At 39.5% G+C, this 24,747-nt stretch carries 18 protein-coding genes and 1 pseudogene; 5 read left to right on the forward strand and 14 right to left on the reverse strand.

The window, feature by feature from the left end:
• Positions 1 to 8: 8 nt before the first annotated feature.
• Entirely contained in the window at positions 9 to 404 is a 396-nt protein-coding gene (locus TI10_RS05440) for a hypothetical protein (protein ID WP_049582268.1), read from the reverse strand.
• A 539-nt stretch (positions 405 to 943) separates the two neighbouring features.
• Between TI10_RS05440 and TI10_RS05445 the strand changes: the two genes are divergently transcribed.
• Together TI10_RS05445 and TI10_RS05450 are read left to right on the forward strand one after the other, a co-directional pair.
• On the forward strand, positions 944 to 1,219 hold the full coding sequence (locus tag TI10_RS05445; protein WP_049582811.1) for a FaeA/PapI family transcriptional regulator: 276 nt from the start codon (positions 944 to 946) through the stop codon (positions 1,217 to 1,219).
• A 205-nt stretch (positions 1,220 to 1,424) separates the two neighbouring features.
• The gene (locus TI10_RS05450; RefSeq protein WP_049582269.1) at positions 1,425 to 1,880 is read left to right on the forward strand and encodes a GNAT family N-acetyltransferase; all 456 of its coding nucleotides are present in this window, start codon (positions 1,425 to 1,427) and stop codon (positions 1,878 to 1,880) included.
• A 117-nt stretch (positions 1,881 to 1,997) separates the two neighbouring features.
• Here TI10_RS05450 and TI10_RS05455 read toward each other — a convergent pair whose 3' ends face one another.
• Positions 1,998 to 3,944 (reverse strand): autotransporter domain-containing esterase, encoded by a 1,947-nt coding sequence (locus tag TI10_RS05455; RefSeq protein WP_049582270.1) that lies wholly within the window; start codon positions 3,942 to 3,944, stop codon positions 1,998 to 2,000.
• 426 nt (positions 3,945 to 4,370) lie between these two features.
• Here TI10_RS05455 and TI10_RS05460 point away from each other — a divergent pair, with 426 nt between their 5' ends.
• Positions 4,371 to 4,826: an acetyltransferase gene (locus TI10_RS05460; RefSeq protein WP_049582272.1), complete on the forward strand. Its 456-nt coding sequence runs from the start codon at positions 4,371 to 4,373 to the stop codon at positions 4,824 to 4,826.
• Positions 4,827 to 4,892: 66 nt separating this feature from the next.
• Here TI10_RS05460 and TI10_RS05465 read toward each other — a convergent pair whose 3' ends face one another.
• The 6 genes and pseudogenes from TI10_RS05465 to TI10_RS05485 form a co-directional block, all read right to left on the reverse strand.
• Positions 4,893 to 5,675, reverse strand: coding sequence for an energy transducer TonB (locus tag TI10_RS05465; RefSeq protein ID WP_244161521.1), 783 nt, complete (start codon positions 5,673 to 5,675; stop codon positions 4,893 to 4,895).
• Between the two features lie 84 nt (positions 5,676 to 5,759).
• Positions 5,760 to 8,753 carry a TonB-dependent receptor domain-containing protein gene (locus tag TI10_RS05470; RefSeq protein WP_175445324.1) on the reverse strand — a complete coding sequence of 998 codons (2,994 nt, stop codon included), beginning with the start codon at positions 8,751 to 8,753 and terminating at the stop codon, positions 5,760 to 5,762.
• 52 nt (positions 8,754 to 8,805) lie between these two features.
• The gene (locus TI10_RS05475; RefSeq protein WP_244161544.1) at positions 8,806 to 10,227 is read right to left on the reverse strand and encodes a surface lipoprotein assembly modifier; all 1,422 of its coding nucleotides are present in this window, start codon (positions 10,225 to 10,227) and stop codon (positions 8,806 to 8,808) included.
• A gap of 161 nt (positions 10,228 to 10,388) precedes the next feature.
• The gene (locus TI10_RS25855; protein WP_244161522.1) at positions 10,389 to 10,811 is read right to left on the reverse strand and encodes a Slam-dependent surface lipoprotein; all 423 of its coding nucleotides are present in this window, start codon (positions 10,809 to 10,811) and stop codon (positions 10,389 to 10,391) included.
• Positions 10,803 to 11,134 (reverse strand): annotated as a pseudogene (locus tag TI10_RS25860) (Slam-dependent surface lipoprotein); the annotation flags it as partial. The gene TI10_RS25855 and the pseudogene TI10_RS25860, both read right to left, overlap by 9 nt.
• A gap of 835 nt (positions 11,135 to 11,969) precedes the next feature.
• Entirely contained in the window at positions 11,970 to 13,259 is a 1,290-nt protein-coding gene (locus TI10_RS05485) for an MATE family efflux transporter (RefSeq protein WP_244161524.1), read from the reverse strand.
• Positions 13,260 to 13,825: 566 nt separating this feature from the next.
• Between TI10_RS05485 and TI10_RS05490 the strand changes: the two genes are divergently transcribed.
• Both TI10_RS05490 and TI10_RS05495 read left to right on the forward strand, forming a co-directional pair.
• Positions 13,826 to 15,100: a bifunctional O-acetylhomoserine aminocarboxypropyltransferase/cysteine synthase gene (locus TI10_RS05490; protein ID WP_049582275.1), complete on the forward strand. Its 1,275-nt coding sequence runs from the start codon at positions 13,826 to 13,828 to the stop codon at positions 15,098 to 15,100.
• A gap of 289 nt (positions 15,101 to 15,389) precedes the next feature.
• Entirely contained in the window at positions 15,390 to 16,184 is a 795-nt protein-coding gene (locus TI10_RS05495; RefSeq protein ID WP_049582276.1) for a glycoside hydrolase family 16 protein, read from the forward strand.
• A gap of 58 nt (positions 16,185 to 16,242) precedes the next feature.
• Here the strand turns inward: TI10_RS05495 and TI10_RS05500 are convergent, their stop codons facing one another.
• The 6 genes from TI10_RS05500 to TI10_RS05525 all read right to left on the reverse strand — a co-directional run bounded on the left by TI10_RS05500 (position 16,243) and on the right by TI10_RS05525 (position 24,649).
• Positions 16,243 to 18,336: a TonB-dependent copper receptor gene (locus TI10_RS05500; protein WP_175445323.1), complete on the reverse strand. Its 2,094-nt coding sequence runs from the start codon at positions 18,334 to 18,336 to the stop codon at positions 16,243 to 16,245.
• A gap of 155 nt (positions 18,337 to 18,491) precedes the next feature.
• On the reverse strand, positions 18,492 to 19,037 hold the full coding sequence (locus tag TI10_RS05505) for a DUF2946 domain-containing protein (RefSeq protein WP_279615314.1): 546 nt from the start codon (positions 19,035 to 19,037) through the stop codon (positions 18,492 to 18,494).
• A gap of 342 nt (positions 19,038 to 19,379) precedes the next feature.
• Positions 19,380 to 20,165, reverse strand: a complete 786-nt coding sequence (locus tag TI10_RS05510; RefSeq protein ID WP_074524848.1) for a cupin-like domain-containing protein — start codon at positions 20,163 to 20,165, stop codon at positions 19,380 to 19,382.
• Between the two features lie 149 nt (positions 20,166 to 20,314).
• Complete coding sequence (locus TI10_RS05515) at positions 20,315 to 22,738, reverse strand: acylase (protein ID WP_049582281.1); 2,424 nt, start codon at positions 22,736 to 22,738, stop codon at positions 20,315 to 20,317.
• Positions 22,739 to 22,740: 2 nt separating this feature from the next.
• Positions 22,741 to 23,721 (reverse strand): TauD/TfdA family dioxygenase, encoded by a 981-nt coding sequence (locus TI10_RS05520; protein WP_244161526.1) that lies wholly within the window; start codon positions 23,719 to 23,721, stop codon positions 22,741 to 22,743.
• A 184-nt stretch (positions 23,722 to 23,905) separates the two neighbouring features.
• The gene (locus TI10_RS05525) at positions 23,906 to 24,649 is read right to left on the reverse strand and encodes an aspartyl/asparaginyl beta-hydroxylase domain-containing protein (RefSeq protein WP_049582283.1); all 744 of its coding nucleotides are present in this window, start codon (positions 24,647 to 24,649) and stop codon (positions 23,906 to 23,908) included.
• Positions 24,650 to 24,747 lie beyond the last annotated feature (98 nt).

The raw sequence follows: 24,747 nt of genomic DNA on the forward strand, positions 1-24,747 counted from the left end.
AAAAACTATTAAAAAGTAAAACTTATCATTAATCTGAATATATAAACCTTCTTTCGCTGGCACAATCCTGGAGATTTATCAACCTTATTAGCCACCCAAGGTAAAGCCAGCAAGATTTTTAATGTTGCCCGGGATAATAACCGATGAGCTACTGGATGCAATTCACAATTCTCCAAATGGTTTTCAAGACTCTTATGGATTGAAACTCTCTCCTTTTCCAATATTACTTTGGAAATTTTCCCCGGATTTACCGCACTACCAAAAAGATCCTGATCAGAAAAATAAGGGACAGTAATAACAACGCCATTAAGAGTCACTGTGATATAACTTCGATCAGCCTTATTTACAATAGACACAACACCCAACATTAATATGGCCGCTATTATAATTTTATTCAGTTTCATTTCGAATTATTACGATTATCTAATAACGATTAATACCTGCATAAAACAACAAAAAATTTTAAATAAATAATTTCATTGTCAATCCTATTGTAATCTTATCAAGACTAGAAAAAATTTGACGTAAGGAATAAATCATAAAAAACATTTATATATGAACAACGACCTTATCGACCTTTCAAGTATTACAGAATAATTCAATTAATAAAAACAAAAAATACAAATTCAAATAATTTCACAACAAAATACTTAGATAACATTTCAATACGATCATTTGCGATCTATAGTGTCGCAAATTATATCTATATAAGTATAAAATACTTTATGATGTTTATTTTTCAAATTAAAAGATCTAAAATTTCAATTTTTCGATATAATCGATCTGCATCGTACAAAAACCAACCTTGACAAAACAGGATATACCCGGTAATTCTTTATGACTGAATAGGACATTCAGATTGCCCTCATGTGTTGAAATTAACCGTTGGATTATCCAAATTATTCAAGATATCCAACTGGGTTCAATAAAGCCTGGAGTTAATATGGAAAACCGGAAAGATTCGATTCAACCTTCCCAAACGGATCAAATACTCAATGTCATATCCGAATTATGTACCATTCGGAAAATGCAAGCGGCTCCCCCGCCAGAATCATGGCCTAGCACGCGTGATGTAGCAGAACAATGCGATTTCACCATCTACAAAGCACGTTATTTGTTATTGAAACTGGCTAACAAAGGATTAGTTATGGTAACTCCATCTCCCATTAAGAATTCTCTCCGATGGTATATACCGGAAGACAAAATTAAGTCTATCTAATGTCAAGAAAATCTGAAGAAATGGATGTCTATTCTGTACAGTAGGGCCTGTCTATATAGTCGAAAACTTGAAGAGACAACATACGGCCCTATGGTGTTATTCATTCAAATCGCTATATTCTTTCCATTATAAAAGTCTCAACAACGCGTTCAAGCGCAGAGATATCATAATCAATTGTTATCATTTTATTTCAGAGGAAGTCAGAATGGAAAAATTGTATCGTTGGGAAAAGGATGGATATGTTGTCACTACAGATAAGAATAAATTAGATATTACGATCATACAGCAGTTTCTGACGAAATCCATTTGGGCGGAAGGAATCGACAAGGAGACAGTTAAGTTATCGATCGACAATAGCTTGAACTTTGGTCTGTATAAAAATACTCAGCAAATAGGATTTGCTCGTATCGTGACTGACTTCACAACCTTTGGTTATCTTAGTGATGTTTTTATTTTGGATGATTATCGAGGATTGGGATTAGGACGCTGGTTAATGACATGTTGCCTGGAACATCCTCAAATAGCACAGCTTCGTCATATTATGCTGGTCACTTCTATGGCGCCGTGGCTGTATGAAAAAATGGGTTATTCCCCGGTAAACGAAGAAAACTTTGTTTGGCAAATTGTCCGGCCGGATATTTATAAACAATCTAAAATATGAGGCAATCATCACAAGAAAATGCCCGATCACTTTATCGGGCATTATTACGACAATAGCCACACTATTACGATATACAGGAAGCTACTGTTTTATCAACTTGTCTCTTTTAACCAGAAATTAGAAACTGGCATTAACACCTAAGCTGAAAGCATAAGTGTGATTCTGAACATCGCCATCATTACGCGATATTGACGCAAAAGCGCCCCAATCTTTTGTAATAGCAGCATTCATGCCGATAACGTATTCACGCCAGTTGGTATCCTGCTTTTGACTTTTACTAACGAAAGATGTCTCAGTTGAGTTAATGGCACTACTAATCTGATAACGTCTATCGCCGAATTGGTGGTTAAACCGAATTTCAGCATAAGGGTTAAAACGACTAAAATTGGTGTCCAGACGCCAGCCTAATGTTCCGACCTGAGAGTCGTAACGTTGATCGCCGAAATGCATAGCCGTGCTGCTCTTACCCGATTCACGATAACCTTTAACATAACTCTTATCCCAAGCGTATTGGATAATCGGGCTGGTCATGACTGTAGATGTCAGCGGAATATCCCAGCCCGCAGTAATGCGTCCGCCCCACTGATGACCGGTAGTCGAAGCATGCTCCTTGCGCAGCCACTCATTGAGCACAATACCACGCGTAATGTCTTCATATTTCATGTCCAAATAGTGAAGATCGCCGCTAATCCAACCTTTATCGTAGTAACGCCATAAGCCATAAGTGGTGAAGACATAACCACGACCATCAGCGTGAAAATGATTAACTGAGCGTTTATCCTGATAACGAGAGATCATTCCCCCCAACAGAATATTATCCGTGAGCTGATAGTCACTACCCAGAGTCAGTGTGCTGTTGTGATTACCACTATAACCACCGAATACGCCTATTTTACCTTGGTCATTACCCACGCTACGTAACTGTTGCAAACGGCCGTCAAGAGAAGCAAGCGCCCCCTTCACCGGCACATTGTTGGTATTCGTCAGTGACATAGCCTGATGTGGAGCATTAAGGATTGAAATAGTGTACTCACCAATCATACGCTGTGCGTTTGGAGTTGGATGAAAATCGTCAGCAAATAAAAAGAGTTGATTGGCATCAAAACCGGGAACATCGGAATAACAAGCACTGGCATTAACAGTCCGAGCACAAGCATAACCTACTGTATTGGAAAAACCATAACGTAAAGGATTATCAATGACCTCATGTAAAAGTGCATTAACATCAACTCGAACAATATTGCCGCCCTTCTGGCTAAGTTCGATATCTTCTAATTGGTTGTAGCTATCAACCAGCTCTGACGCACTACGGCTTACTTTTTCATAAGTACCAAACAATTGTTGAGTTATCTCCTCCGCTTTTTTAGCATCCCCCCCTGAAGCTTCAAGTCCGATATTTTTGAAAACACCTTGGATAACTTGAAGACGGGTGCCTTCATCGATTGTTGGATACTTGTTGACTGCCGCATGAACTTTATCCATCGCCTCCTTAAGTTTGCCTGAGGTAACTTTAGATTCTAGCCCTCTAGAGATAATGGTCTCCATAAGCTTCGGAGTGACACCAACATCAGGAACCGTAGGTACGATCACCAACCCAGCCCCCGTATTGAGAAGCGTATGTACCTGGAATGCAGCGGCTTTTGCACTCTTATCAATTATTCCTTGCGCTTTACCCAAATCTCCCAATGCCGCCTGAATATCATTACCACCAATCCAGTGAACATACATGCCATTAGGATCAGCACGACCACCGTGGCTTGCCAGATAATTATCTACCTGATTTTGAGTGTTGTGATCTTTATTTAAATCAGAAACAGCAGTCGCTCCACCTACTGAGTAATTATTCCCCCCACTATTAGAATTGGTCAATTTAGTCCCTAAGTGTTGAGCAATAAGATCATTATACAACTTACTGGTTGTACCATTGATCGTATATCGACCTCCATTTCCGCTGTCACTCAAACTATCACCAAAAACATATAGTTGGTCATAAGTGTGTGCATTAGAAATTGCACTTATCGAAAGTGCTAACACGCCTGGTGTAAATATAAATGCCCTTTTCATTAATATGATCCTCAAGAAGTTATTTTATATTTATCATTGAACTAGCCGTTCAACTAAAATGATCAATCCGAATAGAAACTACGTTAATGAGATATGACGCAGTCCCCTTTTTGATTAACCAATACCTCATTATAGTTAGCAACAGAGAGAATCCCGCACTGTTTTTTTAGGTTTTAAAGTTTAGTGTTGCTTGATTGTTCAATTAATCAATTTGGTTAAAATTCAACTATCTATAAAAAGTAATATTAGACCAAATTGATTCAATTCTCTCCTCTGCTTCATGAAATAGATCACAAAACAGACAGAATAAGATTCTGATAGGAATAATGGATAGCTTTAAGTAATATCTGAAGCGATCCATCACTACAAACGTGATAGCATCAATTCATCTCAGTTCAGAAAAATAAAAGATTAAGAAGAATGAATATGAAAATTCAGCAAGCAATGAAGGCCGATTTCAATAAACTGATCGAAATCTGGGAAGCCTCGGTACGAGCAACACATGACTTTTTATCTGACGAATATATTAATCAACTACGCCCATTGATTCTGCATATCTATTTACCGATGCTGACGGTTTATAAAGCGATAAATGACAAACACGAAATTGAGGGTTTTATTAGCGTTGATCAGCATCGAGTTGAAATGCTGTTTATCTCACCAAATTCCCGTGGTAAAGGTATCGGCAAAGCCCTGCTGAATTTTGCTATTAGCGAATTAGGTATCAATGAACTTGATGTTAATGAACAAAATATTCAAGGAGTGGGGTTCTATCAGCATCAAGGATTCAAAGTTTTCAGTCGATCAGAAATTGATGGTCAAGGTAATCCATTTCCGTTATTACATATGCGAATTGCACGGCCGAACGCCAAAACGATCTAACTTCCCCCTCATATGACGCCACTATTATCAGGGCAGCGACAGTCTCTTCGCTGCCTAAACCTATATTTATTTCAAATTAAATTCTATTGCTAAAGTAAGCTCCTTTGGCAAACCAGCCGGTTTCAGCCCTACCGACCGAGCTTGTTGGATCGCCGCAAGGGCAGCCCGATCCAATTCATCAGCGCCTGAACTCTGCACTAATTGGTGATTCGTCAAATCGCCGCTATCCAGCAAGCTAAACCTGACCTGAACTATCCCCTGTTGCTTCATTTTCTTAGCCCGACGCGGATAGCGTTTATGTTTTTCAATTTCACGACGCAAGGCAGCCTGATAGCTTTGTAACTCATCAGCTCCCACGCCCGTCATCGGTTGACTGGTCGTCGCCTGACGGGCGCCAGCTTGTGAATCCACTGCATCTCTCCCCGCTAACTGAGAGTTACCTTCCGTTTGCTCTGCCTGTTTTTGTTGAGGCTCTTCTACCGGTTTTTTCTGTGGCTGAGATTTGTCCTTCGGTTTAGCATCCACATGCTTTTCTGGCGGTGGCTTCGGGCGTTCCTGTTTCCGTGGCTTATCCGCTGGCTTATTAAGTGCTATTTTTGCCTCATGGGGTGATTCCGCTACCACTATCTCTGGCGGTAACGGGGGAGGAATAGGTTCCGGTTCTACAGGTTGTTCCTGTCCGGCCGGCGCTGCCGAAGCAACCATTTCTATTGACATACTAATTATTGGCGAATTCACTGATTGATTATTCGCACTGTCATCACGCAGTAAATGCCGCGCCATAAATCCAACAAGACCCGCATGTAACAGTAAGGAAGCACACAAGCCAATATAAATACGATTTTTCATCATAACTTCAAGCCATCTTTCCGTTCATTATCTGTGGAGATTGCCAGCGCGCTTAACCGCAACCGGCCAATCTCCTTTAAAGAGTCAGAACCGACTGGTGACACTAAGCTTAAACGTCCGACCAGGCGCTGGCATCATGGAACGCGTTAACGGGTCCAGATAATAGCGATCGGTTAAGTTGGTGCCAGATAATTCAACGACTACATCTGGCGTAACCTGATAATTAATATAAGCATCTACAGTCATTACCGAATTCCAGCGCATAGGATTATTATTTATCCCTTTATAAGCACCGGGTAATTTCTTCATTAACCATTTTTCATCCTTATTCTCCACGTTACTGTGATATAATACTCGGCTGCCGATTTCTAAATTTTCGTCCAATAACCGACCGCCAATATTTAGATTAAGAGAATAACGCGGTGGAATAGTTGTCCTTAAATAACCACCGGGAAAACCGCCATCAATACATTCAGGAACACCAAATTGGTTTCTTGGATCTAACATAAGCGATGCAGTTTTATCACAAACTTTATTTTTAAGATTATAAGATAGACCAAAATGGGTAAAGAAACTACCGTTATCATAACGTCCCTGTAGTTCTAAACCGGATAATTTCTGTTTATCTAGTTGAGTAAATACAAAGTTACTGTCACGATCAAAAACATGCTCAATGACAGTATTGTAATAAGCGAATCTAATATCCGCATGACGCTCCGCACCCAATAACTGACTTAAATCATGCACATAACCCACTTCCACTGTTTTACTACGTTCAGGTTTAAAGGCACGAGTAGGTTTATCAGTTAAACCGGAGGAAAAGCCAACGGTATCCTCAAAAATACTTGGCATACGTACTGCTTCAGCATAACGGGTATAGATACGTGCATGATCAGAGATATAAGCCGTTGCGGAAAATACCGGCGCCCAAGCATGATCTTTACGTTTAGGTTGTTTAGACCAGCGCTCTTGTTCACTTTTTGCTTTATAAACACCCTTATCACTATTATTTAATATTTCTCCAGAGTCATCAATATAGCTACTATTCTGTTGAGCAGTACTGTATTCATATTTATACACTTCTTTATTCGTCACAGGATCAATAACACGTTCGTTCATATCAAGTTTCCCATTAAAATAGGGATTATCTTGTTTATATAACTTACCATCGTCATGATATTTCCAAAGCACATCTACCGGCGCCATAGGGCGAGTAATTGAATCTCGTTCTTTTAATTCTGTAATCTTCTTTTCTTCATATTCGAAAAATTCATCTAAATCATCGAAACAATCATCAATGCAACTGCTATATTTCTTATACAATATAGCTTCCCGCTCGGTAAGTGTTCTCATATATTGCAACCCTTGGCCAACCAATTTTTCATGCTTACTATAACCAATATCACGGGCAGCCAAACGTTCATTTAAAAAATCATCCTTGGACCAATAACTTACCCGCCTAGCGCCGGCACTTAATGCCAACCATGAGGTAGGCCGCCAATCAAAATTAAAAGCAATATTATTCTCCTGACGGCGTCCTTTTCTTGGTGGCGATCGAAAATTAGAAAAATTCTTCCCTTTATAATCATCATGGGAACCTAAACGTTCCTGTTGTAGGCTAGCTGACAAGGTTAAATCTAAACTTGAGGTCAATTGGAAAGCATTAGAGAGATCAACACCCCAACGGTTATTATGGGTATTGGTAGAAGCAGTATCTACCAGGCGACCATCCTTATTTGGATCTCTTTCCTTACCATTTACATCCCAAACGGCATCCCGCTCTCGCGGTTCACGTGGATATCCCCCGGCAGTATTGGTATCGCTGATAGTACGGGTAATCCAAAATTTCATATCAAAATCAACCCATTTGTTCCCGTCAGGTTTCCATTTATAATCCAGATTAAATGCCTGCTGATGTACATTCGCCAACGGCCACTGTGGTACAACGTTACTTTCAGCCCGAACCCAACCAAGCCGTGAAGGCATAATCTCCCCGTAAATCGTTTTAGTATCACGGATACCAAGCCCAATCGTCTGTTGATTAGCCAGATACCAGTTATTTTTAAGCAACCAAGATTCCATTTCACTGGAGGTATTAGGCACTTCATTTCCAGGGCGATATATACGCGCCACAAAAGGCAGATAAGGATCATATGACCGGGTACCGCCATCAAGGATCTCTATATCCTCTTTACTAATGGGATCATCATAACGATGAGCACCGCCCTTGCCGGCAAAATAGTTTCCTTTACTGCGATAGCTATAAGCTGCCATTAAATCAAAATATTCCTGCCGGGTACCTAGCGCCAGACGTATCGCATTATCTTTTAGGCCCAATAATTTATTATCTTTTGAAGTTTTCGGCGTAATTTCTAACGCAGGATCAACATAATTAAATCCCTGATTAAAACCGGGAATATCCCGATAATCTTGTCCCAATACCAGATGCGGTACTCGTTCCTTAACAGCATTACTGCTGGTTTCCAATTTCAAGTTAATACCAAATCGTTCATCTACTGGTACTACATCATCAATCCCCAGGGTTTTGATCATTACCGCTCCACCGATCGAACCTTTCACTCCACGTGTCAGTGACGGGCCTTTTTCTATTTCAATGCTGCTGATCAGGTTAGGGTCAATATAGTTACGATTATTCGCACCGTTATAACCACGCCAGGTGGTAATTGCCTGCTCAGTACCGTCAATGGTAACAGGAATCCGTCCCTGCCCCTGAATGCCGCGAATATTAGGATCTAATGCGCCACTGTTTCTCGAATCACCGCTAAATACGCCAACTGCGCTTTTTAAAACATCCGCCGGTGAAGCGCCCTTATAGCGTTCTACCAAATCCTTACCCAAGTAAATATTAGTAATATCTTTATCATAAACCGCATCATAACCTGCCTCATCTTTTTCACTGGCCGCTGAAACGTTAATTTTACCGAGGTCAGCCTTATTTTCAGCGGGCTGTTTAGATGACTGAGCTAGTGTTTCTGCACCAGAACGATAAGGCATCATACTGTAAGCCAATGCCAGCATGAGTGTTATTTTGCTATATTTATTATTCAATTTATACATAATCATTATCTGCCATAGTGTGAATTGAAATAACTTGTTACTTCAACCAGTATCAAAAATACTTTTCAAATTTAACTAACACTTCATTCTTATTATAGGAATAGAGCCAATCAACATTACTACTATTTTTTCTAAATCGATAAGTAATTACTGGGGTTAAACCGAAAACTTCAAATTTAGGCATACTCACAATTGCCGCATAGAATTGTTCATTATCTTTACGACGTGCATTTAGAGGCACACTGTAATCACCAAATTGCCGCTGGCGCAATGCAGTAAATACCACTGCATTAATTCCTGGATATAATTGAGTAGAAATGCCTGCTCTCACACCTTTTTGTTGATAATCATCCGCTTTCTCAACACTGGTTTTATTAACCCAATCACCACCCGCAAAGGTAACTGTTTGATCAGTTAAATAATAAGATAAAGTGGCATAAACAGAGGCCATATTACCGTCATTATGATTATAAAGTTTATGATAACGAAACTGCTTATATTCACCCTCCAAATTCAATGCCAGATTTTTAGATAGAATATGCATCCATTCGGTTTTCACTCCTGTAGTACGATAACGGGAACGATTACCAATATAATTAAATTCAACAACTGGCCCCAATAGGAAATCATCTTGTTGTGCTTTATAGCTATAGCCCAAATAAGCAGAAGTGGTATTTTCATTCTCCTCACTATGATGACGGTAATTTTCTCCATAAGTCATCGAGCGTAAAAAGACACCGTGGTGACCACTTAGCGGATATATCTTACGTAACGTAGCATCATAACTAATACCATTCGCTTTCTTTGCCATAGGCAACTTACGTTCAGTTATACAACCAACATCTTTATGATATTTAATGCAGGTAGGAGGCTTATCCGGCGACATATTCGTGTTATCGTTAAAGATATATCCCACGGAAAAAGATCCACGCCAGGCATTGCGCAAATTAATTGCATCCTGATAATTAGTTATATTCTTAATGACTGCTGGTGGTAATTTATTTTCATTATCGCGACTAGCCGCTGAAATTTCATTAAATAGTAAACTGGCTTCTCTATTTTTTTGATTCTCATAATAAACCCTGGCTAACTCTAATTTAGCACGGGTAAAATCAGGTTGTTGCTGCAAGATAGCCTGATAATGCTGTTCTGCTGCTACCAAGTCACCCTGAGAACGCGCCAGATTTGCCTGAGCAAAATGGACCAATTGAGTATCATGTCTAGGTAACTTCTGGTATATCAACAAAAAGCGCTCAACATCTTTCACTTGTTGATGATTAATGGCTAAATAGAGCGCTTGACCAATATCATTCACATTATTTTCAACACTAAACGTTTGACCATTAAGTACTATCGATAAATGATCCGTCTTTTTATTTACAGTTTCATCTGTGACCAGCGCTTTTTCTTGATCCTGCAAATTTCGCTGTACGTTATGCCACAATCTTCTACCGGTATCTTCATCTGCCAACACTAGAGATGGCTTTATAAACAAACAGCTAATAAGTAAAGTAAAACGAACAATTGGGGTATTTAGCATCGTTAATATCACTGCTTAATTGTCGAGCCAAAAATAAACAAAAATAAGACAAAGCCAATATGAACTTTGTCTTATCCAGTCACTAAGAACGCATATTATGGGTTCTTAGTTCCGCCAAAGGCGGTATCTTTACTATGGTCCGAAGTAAACGTAGCAGTTCCTGCTAAACTAGCGGCATTATCACCAAAAAAATGCCCGCTATTTCTACCAACAGCCCCTCCAGCAGTTGCCCTACCCGCAAATGAACCATCAGCTTTAATAGCAGAATTAATACCGACAGTTAATGCACTATTTGCTATTGAACCAGTAAGCCTTTTCTGACCGAAATCAGCAGTAAATGTTCCATGTAGGGCATTGCTACCACTATATTGGTTAATTCCTTTAACCGTATAAGTCGCGATCCCACCGGTAGGCAAATTAGTTGTCACATCTTTACCGGAATAATAGGCGGTATGGGTAGTATCATTCACCTTGCCGGTTTGTGACCATTCACCAAAATAGACATCAGCATTAGCCACTTTACTAAAATTAAATACCCCATCCCGTTGTGGCTGCCCGATCCCGGCATAGAAATTTTGTGAATTCCATTCGCATCCGCTGCGGCATAACGGGTAAGCCCTGAAAAGCTAACAATTTGACCGCCAGCAATGGAATGTACCCCAACTCCCGGTTCCCCCCCAGGACTTCCATGACCAGACCCACCCTGTTTAGTCACACCTACATTAATGCTAGGTTTATTCGCATCAAACTTTTGAGTTTGCCCAAAACCTGGATCAGCCATAACTTGTGTTACTAATCCACATGTACCTAATACTGCAATTAACACTTTAACTTTGTTCATAGCATATTCCTTATGTTAACTAATTAAATGTTAGAGTATTGCTTATTACATAGTTTTAGTACCGTCCGAAGACTGGCGCGCATATTAACGTACTTTTAATAAAAAATGAAATGATAATCATTATCATAAAACAATCGTATCTATTTGTATAGAATGGTAATTAATTCAGCTAACTATTTAATTATTAAATAAATATTCACCATAACCTTAATATAATAATGGATATAATCTTAGATGAATCACCCAATAATGAGTGTAAAAATATCAATACATATAGATGTATAAATAAGAAATTATTTCAATATTAAATTAATTATAATGTTATTGTTCACATGGTAACTATATAACACCAAATTAACTATTTCACATTAATTAAAAAATACTTAACAATGATAAATAAAAATCAAAAATATATATCTCATCCAAATGATTTAAATAGGAAAAATTATTTTTTCAGATATAAAGATATTTATTACGAGAATGATCACTAATATATAAATTATTAAATTCACTAAAACGAAAACATTACTGACATGACTTAAACTCTAACTAAATATCATTTTCCATTGATGAAAAATTAAATAACCACAGTTTTTTAAAGTAAATTTAAATTAACTGTAATTTTTATAAAATAAATAATCAAATGGCAATATTGATACTATTTTAGCTCTAAGATGAAAGAATTCAATTAAGTTATTTAAATAAAATCAGAGAAATCCCCTACCTTTCGACAGGGAATTTATGTAGATATAATAGCTGTTAGGTTAATATGAAATTATTTGAGAAATCATGCCTCTCTGTCTAACCCTTAATATGATAAACAGCAAAATAGCATTCACAAAAAGCCCAAAACCAACCCATACCAAAACCCTATAATTCCCATCCTCTCGGTTACCCAGTCTGTCAAAGCCAAAACAAACCCTAATGGCAAACCCACTAGCCAATAACCGAATAACGGCGCGTAAAATACCGATCGAGTATCATGAAAACCCCGTAAAATACCGGATAAAACCGCCTGACAAGAGTCAAAGAATTGGAACAGACATAACAGAAAGATGATGTTAAGCGCAATTATTATGACTCCATTATCGTTAGTATAGAGTGAAATAAATGAACCTGCAAAATAGTAGATTAAAACACCAATAACTGCGGAAATAGATAAAATTAAAGCAATTGAGATCCTTATAGTGCCGATTAATGATGTTCTATCTCTCTTCCCAATATAGGAACCAACTTTTACAGTCACAGCGGCGGCAATCCCTCCAGTTATAGTATAGATGATCGAGGTAATATTAAGCATAATATTATGCGCAGCAATGACTTGAGCACCTAAAGGCGCCGCGGTTATCGCGATCACATCGAGAAAAACCATTTCAACAAAAAGAGCCAATCCACTTGGCATGCTAATATAAAAAGTCTTCATCAAAGCATTATATTTCGGCAAACTAAAATCTGGCCTATAGCGACGATATTCCTTCTTTAGGAGAAAATAGATAATCAAGCATACAGCAATTAGATTATTAATAATTGCAGTTGTAATACCCGCGCCAATGCCGCCCATTGCTGGCAAACCCAGTTTCCCATAAATGAATATGTAATTTAATGGTATATTCAATAATAAAGAAGCCGCAGACAAATACATTGCGATTTTTGTGTCTTCCAATCCTTGTAGAAAGGAACGAAAAACATTAAATATCATAACACTAGGAACACCACAGGCCAAAGCAATAACATAGCCCTGGGTAATTTCTAAAATATGCTCATCAATACCGATGAACGAAAGTAGCCAGCTAACTAACATTAATAAAAGAATTATTGGTATCGAAAGTATCACCGCCAGAAACAAGTAATTTTTAAGACTGTCTCTAATCCCTTCGTCATCATGTTGCGCTTTCTGCTTAGCGACATCTGCTGCCAGCATGATAATCATCCCATATCCCAATACAAATATAGGAAACCAAATACTACTGCCTAATGTTACCGCTGCTAAATCAGCCGTAGCATAGTGACCAGACATTACAATATCAACAAAACTCATTGCTGTACGTGCTATCTGACTAACGATGATAGGGAAAGAGAAAAATAAAAGTTGTTTTAACTCCCGCCGATTTGAAAACGTAGCCATAAGAATCCTATTAATTTATTGGTTAGTGCCAATATTGATAATACTAACAATAAATTACGACCAAAATCATTTAAAAAAGCCTGAAAAAGTGAGAATGACGAGTATACCCTCTATTTTCTCTCAGGCAACAACGAATAAATAAATTAAAGCAATCTAACGAAAACTAACTATTTCACAGCAATTTTTGTGATCTTTATAAAAGATTGAATATTTATTTAAGTATTTTGTTCCCATTTTCTATTTTAATAGTTAATGTTGCTTGGCTGAAATTATTGAAGTATTTTGTGATAACATCCACATTATTAAAAAAATAATAATACTAACATAGCTAAAGCAAATAATTAGTAACTTTTTCAAATTATTTCTTTAATCAATAAAGAATTAGCGGAAATATCATGTCTACACAGATATCTATTCTAATAGTTCATCAATCAAAAAGAGATATAAATCAAGTTCCTTGTGAGCAATTGCTAGCAATAGTAAGTCAGGCTATGATTTTAACAAAAGCCGCTTACACCCATTCATCAAAGATATATGTCATCTTACCGTAAAAAAAGAGATCGAAAATGAAACCAGAAACTCTTGCTATCCACGGCGGATATTCCCCTGATCCAACCACCAAAGCGGTTGCCGTTCCTATTTATCAAACGACATCCTATGCGTTTGACGATACCCAACACGGCGCCGACCTATTTGATTTAAAGGTTGAGGGCAACATCTATTCCCGCATTATGAACCCGACTAATGATGTATTAGAAAAACGGGTCGCTCTACTTGAAGGAGGAGTCGCGGCTTTGGCCGTCGCATCTGGCATGGCGGCCGTCACCTGCGCGATTCAATCCATTGCCAGCGTTGGAGATAACATTATCTCTGTTGCTAAGTTATATGGCGGCACTCATAACCTGTTAGCTCACACATTGCCGCGATTCGGGATTGAGACCCGGTTTGCTGAACACGATGATATTGCAGCATTGGAGTCACTGATTGATGATCGTACCAAGGCGGTATTTTGTGAATCTATTGGTAATCCGGCAGGTAATATTGTTGATCTGAAAAAATTTGCCGAAGTCGCTCATCGTCATGGCGTCCCTTTAATTGTTGACAATACTGTCGCCACTCCTGTGCTTTGCCGCCCCTTCGAGCATGGCGCCGATATCGTTATTCACTCTTTAACCAAGTATATGGGAGGGCATGGTAATTCTATTGGCGGCATCATTGTAGATTCCGGCAATTTCCCCTGGAAAAAATATCAGCAACGGTTTGCTATATTAACTACCCCAGATCCCTCCTATCATAACGTCGTTTATACCGAGCAATTCGGCAAAGCTGCATTTATCGGACACTGCCGTGTCGTACCGCTACGTAATATGGGAGCGGCACTATCGCCTTTTAATGCTTTCCTTATCCTGCAAGGATTGGAAACACTGGCATTAAGAATGGAACGTCATACTGAAAATGCGCTGAAAGTCGCTCATTATTTGCAAGATCATCCTCAAGTTAGTTGGGTGAAATATGCAGGGCTGCCAGATCATCCAGAACATGAATTAGCTCAACATTATATGAATGGGAAACCATCAGCTATCCTTTCCTTCGGTATTAAAGGCGGGAAGCAATCCGGCGCGCGATTTATTGATGCACTAAAATTGATTGTGCGCTTGGTTAATATTGGCGACGCTAAATCACTTGCTTGTCACCCAGCGTCAACAACGCATAGCCAATTAAATGATGAAGAGTTAATTAAAGCCGGCGTATCACAGGATATGATTCGCTTGTCAATCGGCATTGAACATATCGACGATATTATTGCCGATCTTGCTCAAGCGCTGGATGCATCGAAATAATTTAGAGTCACCATATACCCCGTTCTGACGAACGGGGTTTCTATTTACTCACCATAACAACTTTCTTTACTGTATCTATTTCAATTATTTCTCCCCAATCAATATTGCCGATTTTCATTTTCACCAATCAATATTAATTACGTCCAAAATAACTAAAAACAAAAAGCATAGGAGTAATAAATTAAGTCGGTAACCCTGTTGCCAATATTCGATTAAGTTACTCATCCCAGGAAAACGCGTCATAACGCCTAAATGGCTATTATTCACGTCAAACATACAAGGAAAATAGATGAAAACTAAGCTAACCTACACGTTATTATTAAGCTCATTGATCTGCGGGTATGCTCTAGCAAAAGTCCCCAATGAATTTAGCCCTACTCCCTCATTTGAAGATAATTTCAATGGCGCCGCGCTTGATACCCAAAAATGGGATCACCGTGGTCTGGGTGTCAGAAATAATTGTATTAATACTCCATCAGCGGTTATTGTACGGAACGGTCATTTAACCATAAAAACCTATTCCGATAGTTCTTCTGGCAAGCTACAGAATTATTGCGGCATGATTTCAACGCAAAAAAGTTTCCTACAAACATACGGCTATTGGGAAGCCGCTATCAGATTTAATCGTGCAGAAGGTAATCAAGTTGCATTCTGGGTCCAGTCACCGACAATCGGTCACGATTTAACAAATCCAGAAAAATCAGGTGTCGAAATTGATGTATTTGAACATTTAGCTGAAGCGACACAGGATAAATATGATCACGCTATTCACTGGAATGGTTATGGCAGCGCTCATAAGGAGTGGTCAAAGAAATTGTCTACCAATAAACTGACTGATGGTAAATTCCACAAATTTGCTGTGGCATGGACGCCGAGCGGTTATACATTTTATATTGATGATATTGCTCAAAACCTATCAGGGTTAGATCAAGTTCCAATTTCAATCGCCAACCAATATATTATTTTGAGTTCCGAAGTACCGCGCAGTTATCCAGCGCAAGGTTATGGCCCGATAAATAAAACAACCGCAACATTCGATGTGGATTATGTAAAAGTTTATCCGTATATCGGTAATAAGAAATAGTCATTAATCAAGAAAAGGATAAATAATTGGCGCCCAATCACTGGACGCCATTTTCTGATTAGAATTTTACCCCTACTTTCGCCCACACTGTCCGGCCGGGTTCATTCACCGAAGTATTCGATGAATAACCAAAGGTGCTATTACCGGCAAGGTTGAGGTGTTCGCTGTATTCTTTATCCAAAATATTGTCAATGCCAGCGCTAATTTTTACATTTTTGTTAACCTTATAGGCCACGTTGGCAGAAAGCACGCCGAAACCTGAACTATCTTGAAAATCTTTGCCGACAACATTCCCCTGTCCCACGGCAATCCGATGCTGGCTGCTTACCAATCGCCACAAGCCGGTACTACTCCAATCACCGCGTTCATAGGTCAATCCAAAGCGGGCTTCCAGAGGTGGAATCTGAGGCATCGGCTGGTTATCTGTCCTATTTTCTCCCCAGGCATAGGCAAGGCTGGCATCCGTTTTCCAATAATCTGTCAATTGATAACCGAAGCCCATTTCTCCGCCCATGATATTGGCATTAACGTTATCCGCCTGACTAATACGGGCGTTTTTCGGGCTATATCTGAATAAAATGAAATCATTTACACGCCCTATATAAGCGGATACCCAACCATTAAAACGTTCCCCGGTATATTGAGCGCCGATATCAAGTTGAGTGGTTTTCTCACTTTTTACCCCATCAAAAGCACTGGTACTCCCCGCCGGACCATATGTAGGCGAGAACAATTCCCAATAATCGGGGAAACGTTCGGTATAACCAATACCGGCATAAAACATCATTGGCATATCAGCCAGAGTATGCTCTAAGCGCATAAAACCACTCGGTAAAGTATCATCACGCTCTTTTTCACTATTACCAGCAAATTTCTTTACCCGGCTGCGATCAAGACGAGCACCGGTTATTAATTCGCTCTGTTCTGTGGCATACCAAGTTAGCTCACTAAATAGACCATAGTTATAGAATTGCGCATCCTTTTGCCATCCACTACCCATTTTATTACGGTGGGTATTGGTTTGTGTATCCGCGCCACTTTCCAATTTGAAGTCTTGCCATAGCCAAGTGCCCATGACTCGCCCCCCGACAACGCGACGATCCAGTTGCATCGACATACCGTGGTTCATATTCATGTGCATACCGCACCCATGTTTACAACCCGAAGAAGACATGCCCATCGACATGGCGCTATTCGGAGAACGCAAGGTTATATTGTCCATAATATGGTTGGTATAGTTGTAATAAACTTGGGCTTCAACCTTATCCAGTACCTCACCGATGTGAGATTTTTCAAAACGTACACCAAGACTTTCACGTTTGAATTGTGAACCGTCCATACTACGTCCGGCATAACGGGCCTCTCCATCACCTTTACCCACGGTCAGTTCGAGCAATGTGTCTTTATCCGGTGTCCATCCCAACGCCAGATCACTATTCCATTTATCCCAACGTGAAGGGACGCGATATCCACCGCCATCTTTGTAGTCATTTGAACGGGATTTATTTGCCATTAAACGTAAATATCCCAATTCACTACCAACACTAGCATCAACATTGCCATCCCAACGGTCATTTGAACCCGTCAGTCCACTGGCATTGAATTTGACTCCCGGCTGATCAAAGCGAGGATGTTCGCGTTCAAATCTTACGGTCCCTGCCGAAGCGCCAGCCCCCCACAACACCGTTTGAGGCCCTTTAATGACTGTCAGCAAATCATAACTTTCTGGCGAAATGTAGGATGAAGGGGCATCCATTCTGCCGGGACACGCTCCTAGCATTTCTGCGCCATCAGTCAGGAGCTTAATTCTTGAACCAAACATACCCCGAAATACCGGATCGCCATTAGTGCCGCCATTACGGATTTGAGAAAATCCGGGTATGGTTTTTAAATAATCAGAACCATCACTTGCCGGAACTGGCTGACGAGGCGTTTTTGGCGAGGTGACAATCGCTAAAGGAGAGTACAAAGGCGCGGTTACGGTAATCACATCCCCATCATTGGTTTTTGAACCCTTTATATGGTCGTGCGTATCCGATGCGGTTTCAGCCGCATAGCCATTAAAAGTCGCTAGCAGAAAAAGCGGCATTGCCGAACGGATACAATGGGATAGCATATTTTTTTTATGAGAAGAATTTTTTTCGAACATCATCTTGCCTTAATGTGAATCCACCTTCCAAAGTGATATTTCTATCAAAAGCGGAATACGTTATAGAATCCAACCAAATCGTTTTTGGTATGAGCAAGCTTTTCCTGACTCAACAAGTTGCAGGACAAAGCGTTGCAATTATGTTTAAACCAATGAGATTAGATCTGTTCAGGCGGAGCGCGAGGCAACGAATCAGAAAAGATGAAATGCGGCAGAAAGGAAGCTACGGTTTGAATCGGTGGCGGCCGTGAAGTCAGCGAAGTTGACCAAAATAGCGGTGTATTCGCCAAATCCAGTATAGGTACATGGATCAGAAAAACGCAGTACCCACAAGCAATATCCTCCAACATCGACATACCACCGCCAGCATGTATACCCATCTGCATGCCATCATGATGGCTGGTACTATATAATTTAGTACTATGCGATTTAGTACTATGCGATTTAGTAACATGTGATGCGGAAGAAACGTCAGAATGAGACATATTCCGAGGCATATCATCGTCAGATGACATCACCCTATGGCAATCGACCACTCTCGATGAATGAGCCTCACTAATGCGCGCATGTTCCAGCGATCGGGAAATCACTGGCGCAATGAACAACATCAGTATCGCGAATATACCGAGCCAGGCTGGCAGGCGATTCCGCGATATGTAAAACCGGATCAGTGACAAACTAAGCCTATTCTGTAGAGAACACATTCAGGGACGGGATTGTACGTATTTAACGACCAAATGTTAAAACACTTTATGCAGGAATGTCGCTTTGGCGACAAAATTTATTGTTTTTCTATAGGTAACAGGTTTTTTTTCACTCATTCGACCAAAAATACCGAAAACCCAGCCTGTCACAATAGCAACATTCTTAGCAATATAAAGCTGCCCATTTTTGCAAAGTAAAACAACCGGCTTCAATCCAATAAGTCAGCCGACGGGGCCAAGTCGCCTGACTGTGATAATCGGCACTAAAAATGCCATTTACGTTAGCCCCAAGGCATTTTTTCACCTTATTATTACCATTAACTGCCCCGTTATTTCCGACAATTAACTTAATTCAGGAATCAACATGCGAATAAAACTCGCCTGCTCAGGCGATATATCATCGTCGTTCGTTATAGCGTTCTTAACAAGCGCCAAATTCGTGTCATTAATAAAATTTTCAGTGATTGAAATTCCTGACGCCAAATTTTTAACTTGGTGATAGTGTGTACAAGGAGTGAAAACAATATCACCAGGATTCTGTATACAATGAATACCCTGCGCCTGAGTGAAATCGGGATATAAGGCCAGATCGGGGTTAAAAGCATCAACTTTGCCATAACCTATTTTCGCTGCTTCTTCCGGCCCATAAAATACCCACTCTTTTCGACCACTAATAACCGCATTCCAGGCGTGAGTAGAAGCAATGTCCAAATGCAAACGAGAACCACTGTTTTTAGGTCCCATATAAATCCAGCGAAGTAATAGTAATGCTGCTTCATTATGCAAAATATCGTCTGCAACACGCTGACGAATCAAGCAGGAAAAATAGTCAGGGACCTCATAATCATTCACCAATTCTTTAAAATAGAGCGAAAACTGCCACGCAGAAGCATAATAAGGATCGAGTTCTTCCACATCTTTTATATAATCAATATAGTCACCAAGAGACATATATTTATTATCTTTATTATTTGATGATCGAAATACTTTTATCAGGTGATGACCAAATTTTTGCTGAAAATAGTTCCATGTCCACTTCGTTCTTGCTACCCACTGTTCAGCCCCTCCTCGAATAATAAAAGGGACTCTATCCAGCATACAAGTAAACACATCCTCGATAGATGGCATGGTGAACTCTACACATTTCTGACATCCAGAATTAAAAAAATCCATCATATTTATATAGTTCCAAAGAATAAGTAGTATTTTCGATAACTGACGGAACCCATCCGCCAGTTAATAATTTTATCCAGCCAAGGCCCAAATAATCTGATTGCCTAATGTTGGATAACCAATTCTGAAATAGTTGATCGTTTAATCTCTTCTGGCCGATAAGGCAACGGCAATAGCTGTTTATAATGAGAATAAAACCGGCTCTGATCCGCAAAATGAGGCGAATCAATATCAGAAGATTGCGAATAAGTGAGTAACCCACGCGCATTAGGTCCTTGTTGATCAAATGCCACCAGCATTATCCAACTAGAACCATAACGAATATGATATCCTTGATCAGTTAGCTCCGATTCCAATGGCTCACCAGTCACCACATCATTACCCACAGTATAATGATGTTTAGGAAACAGGGTTTCATCCCCATCCCACGGAGCGATCATATTAAAGCCGCCTTCTTCTCCAAACAACCCCGGCCAACTCATGCGATTATCTGCCGGTTTACCGTCAGGCGCGGTACTTTCAATAAATTGAAACTGACTCACCGGAGTATCTAAAGCCAGCCCCGCATTATTCACATTAGCAACCGCTCGTGCTAACAAGGTGACAAACTCTTCACTTTGTTTTAATTGACGCGGTGTTGTTGCCGGATGGGCTATATCAAACGGTACGACAAAGTGTTCTTGTTGATCAATTAAAAAAGCCAATTCACGGAATATAATAGCGCCCCGGCTATCAGCATTAAATTCACCGTTCCATTGTGATAGTAATTGGCATGCTTGAGTAATATCCACCTTTATTCCATTCTCCAATCTAATTAATCGGTTCGGTGTTTTATCACATAGGGTAACCACATCCTTTAATATCAGTTCGGCTAAATATGAACGCTCAGAGAATAACGCCCGTTCTAATTCCATTAGAGAAAATCGCTTATTATCACCCGCCGCGTCCTGTATTAGTTGCAATCCCATACGCGTTCTGAACGACAGGGGTTTTCGTTCATTACCCAGAAGTGGGGAAAAACCTTCGAGTAAATGTTCCAAGTTCGTTGCCCAGTGAGAATCATTGGAATTTTGTACATAGGATGTTTCCACAAGCTGCGGGATCTGATCATAACCCAAGGCTTCGGTAAAAATCATGGATGATGAGTTACCCGGTAAAATAGTCACGTCATACTTCTCACGGGCGGCCGCCAAGGTTTCGTCATTATTCAATAATTGAATGGCTTCAAGAGACAATGCCGGTACCGCTCTATCACCCATAAAAATACCAACGCCTTCTTTACCGGTTAACAACGTGTTATTAAAAGCCAAGCCATTAAAATCTTTATAAGATTGTTTTGCATCGGCAAGATTATTCGCTCGATTCAACGCCAACCAATGATCAATCATATTAAGGTTGTAAAGATTAACATCTTTTACAACATAAAATTCAGACTCAGACCAAGCAAAGTCTTCATTTTCAATAACTGGCCCAATATCAGTATAAAAATAATCTTTGACGATAGTTTCAATACCGTTGTCGGTTTTGACTTCAATATGAATCGGCTTCGACATTACCGGTTTAATAATCCCATCAATCACATAATTGAGCGGATTGTTAGCAGCAGTTTGCATTTTATAAACAATGACATGTTCAGCCGATGAATAAGTGTGAGTCCAGGCAATGTTGTGATTAAATCCAATATTAATAATACCCGGAAAACCAATTAAAGACGCTCCCATAACATCAACCTTGCCGTTCATGACATGATGCACCTGCCAAAAACGCAGGTTGCCTTCATAAGGAAAATGGGGGTTCGCCAATAACATGCCATTAACCCCTTCAACTTTATCACGGCCTAACGCCCAACCATTCGAACCAATGGAATAACCATTATACCTTGATGTATGTGAAGCCAATTGTTTTTGATCATCATTATTGGGATCAGCGGCATAATAATCGGCAAGAAATTGAGCAGAACCCGGAAATACCGCAATAGAAAATACATATGCCAGCACATCCTCACGTTGAATAGGTATTACCCATTCTTGACCTCGACAAGCTTTTGGCAAGATATAACGGCCCTCCTTAACATGGGACAGGTAGGTATTATAACCTGCAACAAATCCATCAATAATTACCTGTGAATCGGCACTTAATTGAGGCCACTTTTCTCGTGCCTGTTCCACCAAAGCTAGGGCTTTATAGCCGAAGTCCTGAATTAAATTCAGTGAGTCCCCCGGTTTATTCCTATCAGCACCAAAGAAACGCGCACGCTCCCCCCTAATACGCACATAATTATCCGCCATAATGCATATATTATCTTGTGCCTGAGCATAGGCGTTGCCAAAACTCAGGCTTCCCAAATCTTGCGCATAAATATGAGGTACACCATAATGAGTACGAATGATTTTCGCCTCAAATGCTGTCGTGGTCTTTACTGAGTAACTTTTAAATTCGCTACAACTGATTGTTAATAAGACAGTCAACAGTAGTACGTTTGCTTTAAATGATATTGCTTTAAATGATATTGCTTTAAATGATGTCATTTTTATTTTGCCCTTAAAGTGCCTGTATAAAAGCAATCTCTGGCTTTGAATTTTGATTCCAATATTAATGCTCTGAGTAACCAGCGATCATAACCATCGTATCGAGGTTCATACTCGCTGCGCGCATGAGCGACTTTGCGGTTATCAAATAGCAACATTTCTCCAGGCGATAACGTAAAAGTCTCTCTATTTTCATTAATACACTGATTCAACTTTTCTAACGCTACTGCTGCATTTGGGGTTAAACAACGCATATAAGCTGGATCAAATATCATTTCTGGTTCTTGATGTTGACTTAATATGGCAACACAACGGCGGCCACTCGTATTTGACATAAATGTAGGATCGACATCGATCTCAAAGTTTGGCTTTTGTAATTCGGCAATAGTTTCAGCATCTAAATGAATATTCTTGGTTTGAAACAAGTAGGTTTTAGCATTTTTATCGCCACGTAGACAATATAAAGCGACCCAGTCCGCTTTTGCATCATGGAAACCATCTTCAACATGCCATTCCAAAAACGCCTTGTTTGTCCCTAACTGCATATTCTTATATTTTTCCATTGGGAAAACATCATCGATAAAATTAAAGTTCTTTTTGTTGACAAACGAATAAATATATCCAATGCGAGATAAAATCGTGGATATCAAAGTACGAACACCCGCCACCTCAGAACTATTTGTTTGTTCATAAGATAAAGGCGTTAAGCCAAGATTATCAGGAATAGGCAATCCCTTTATCAGCAAATAATTTTCATTTTCTAATGCACGAAAGTCAAATAGCTTTTTCTGTAAACGTACTGGCAAATTAAACGATTGATAAAAACATTGCCAGTAAAATTCCTCGAAATTATCAATGTCATATTTTAGAGTAGACGCTAAAAATTCCTGCTTTAAATATGTCTGTTCTGTTGAGTCAAGCTCAAAAATGAAGTCATCAGACTCCTGAATATCAGACACCATGCATTGCCCATTTCTATTCATAAAGGCTATCCTTTTAAACTGTGTTGCCATATCCAGCAACACATATCTAGGAAAATATACCCGTCATCTTTCAAGTTGCCTCTTTGTTGGCTGCGCTCACTCACCCCGGTTACATAGTTTTCTATGCTCCCGGGGATTCGCTCCCTTGCCGTCGCGATGCATCTTGAAATCCATTGGGTATAAGCTAATCGAAAAGTTCACGAATACCGGTAATAATCAAAACCAATGCTTCTCGTTCCGCAAACGATAAATTTGGATGCCAGATATCCATTAATAAACAAATTCTATGTTTATCTGAACGGTTATAAGCTTCATGCTGATAAGAATAATCAAAAAGTAAACATTCTCCTTCTTTCCAACATCTGGCTTCATTGGCAACGATGATCTCACAATTGCTAGCAGGAATATCGACCGCAAAATGTAAATTAAGAGTGAAATTCCATAAATCACAATGCGGTTTAATCACCGTACCCGGTTGCAACACCGAAAAGTGAACTTCCAATAGAGGACAATGCCAATCCCGTAATTCATTATTAAAAATATGCCATGTAGCGGGCAAAATATTGGCAACTGCATTATTAGGCTGACCATTTTTGAACAAATATAACGCTTTCCAATCTCTTTGCGTTCCCAAATAGTGCTCATAATCGGTTATATGTTGGGACTCACCGCTGATGACCGCGTTAATTTCCTGTTTTATTTTACCCGCATTATTCATCAATGAGGTGACTAATGGCTGCAACTGCGGAAAAGAATGGGTATCTAACCACGGCGTGGTAGAAAGCCCAGGCATGATATATTTAGCATCTGCTTGTAATGGCGCTCTTTGTTGTAATAAAGGATAAAACATATCCTCTACTCTTTTTAAACAGTCACTCCCATATTTTTCTCTAATTCCAGCCAATTGATCTTCAAATAGTTCCAACATGATAACCTCCTGATATCTATTTTCTATTATGATTATATTTCTCTATTATAATTATCTTTCCCTATTATAGTTACCTTTCCTTATTATAGTTATCTTTC

This window comes from Photorhabdus luminescens subsp. luminescens (assembly GCF_001083805.1).
In the GTDB taxonomy this organism is placed as follows: domain Bacteria; phylum Pseudomonadota; class Gammaproteobacteria; order Enterobacterales; family Enterobacteriaceae; genus Photorhabdus; species Photorhabdus luminescens.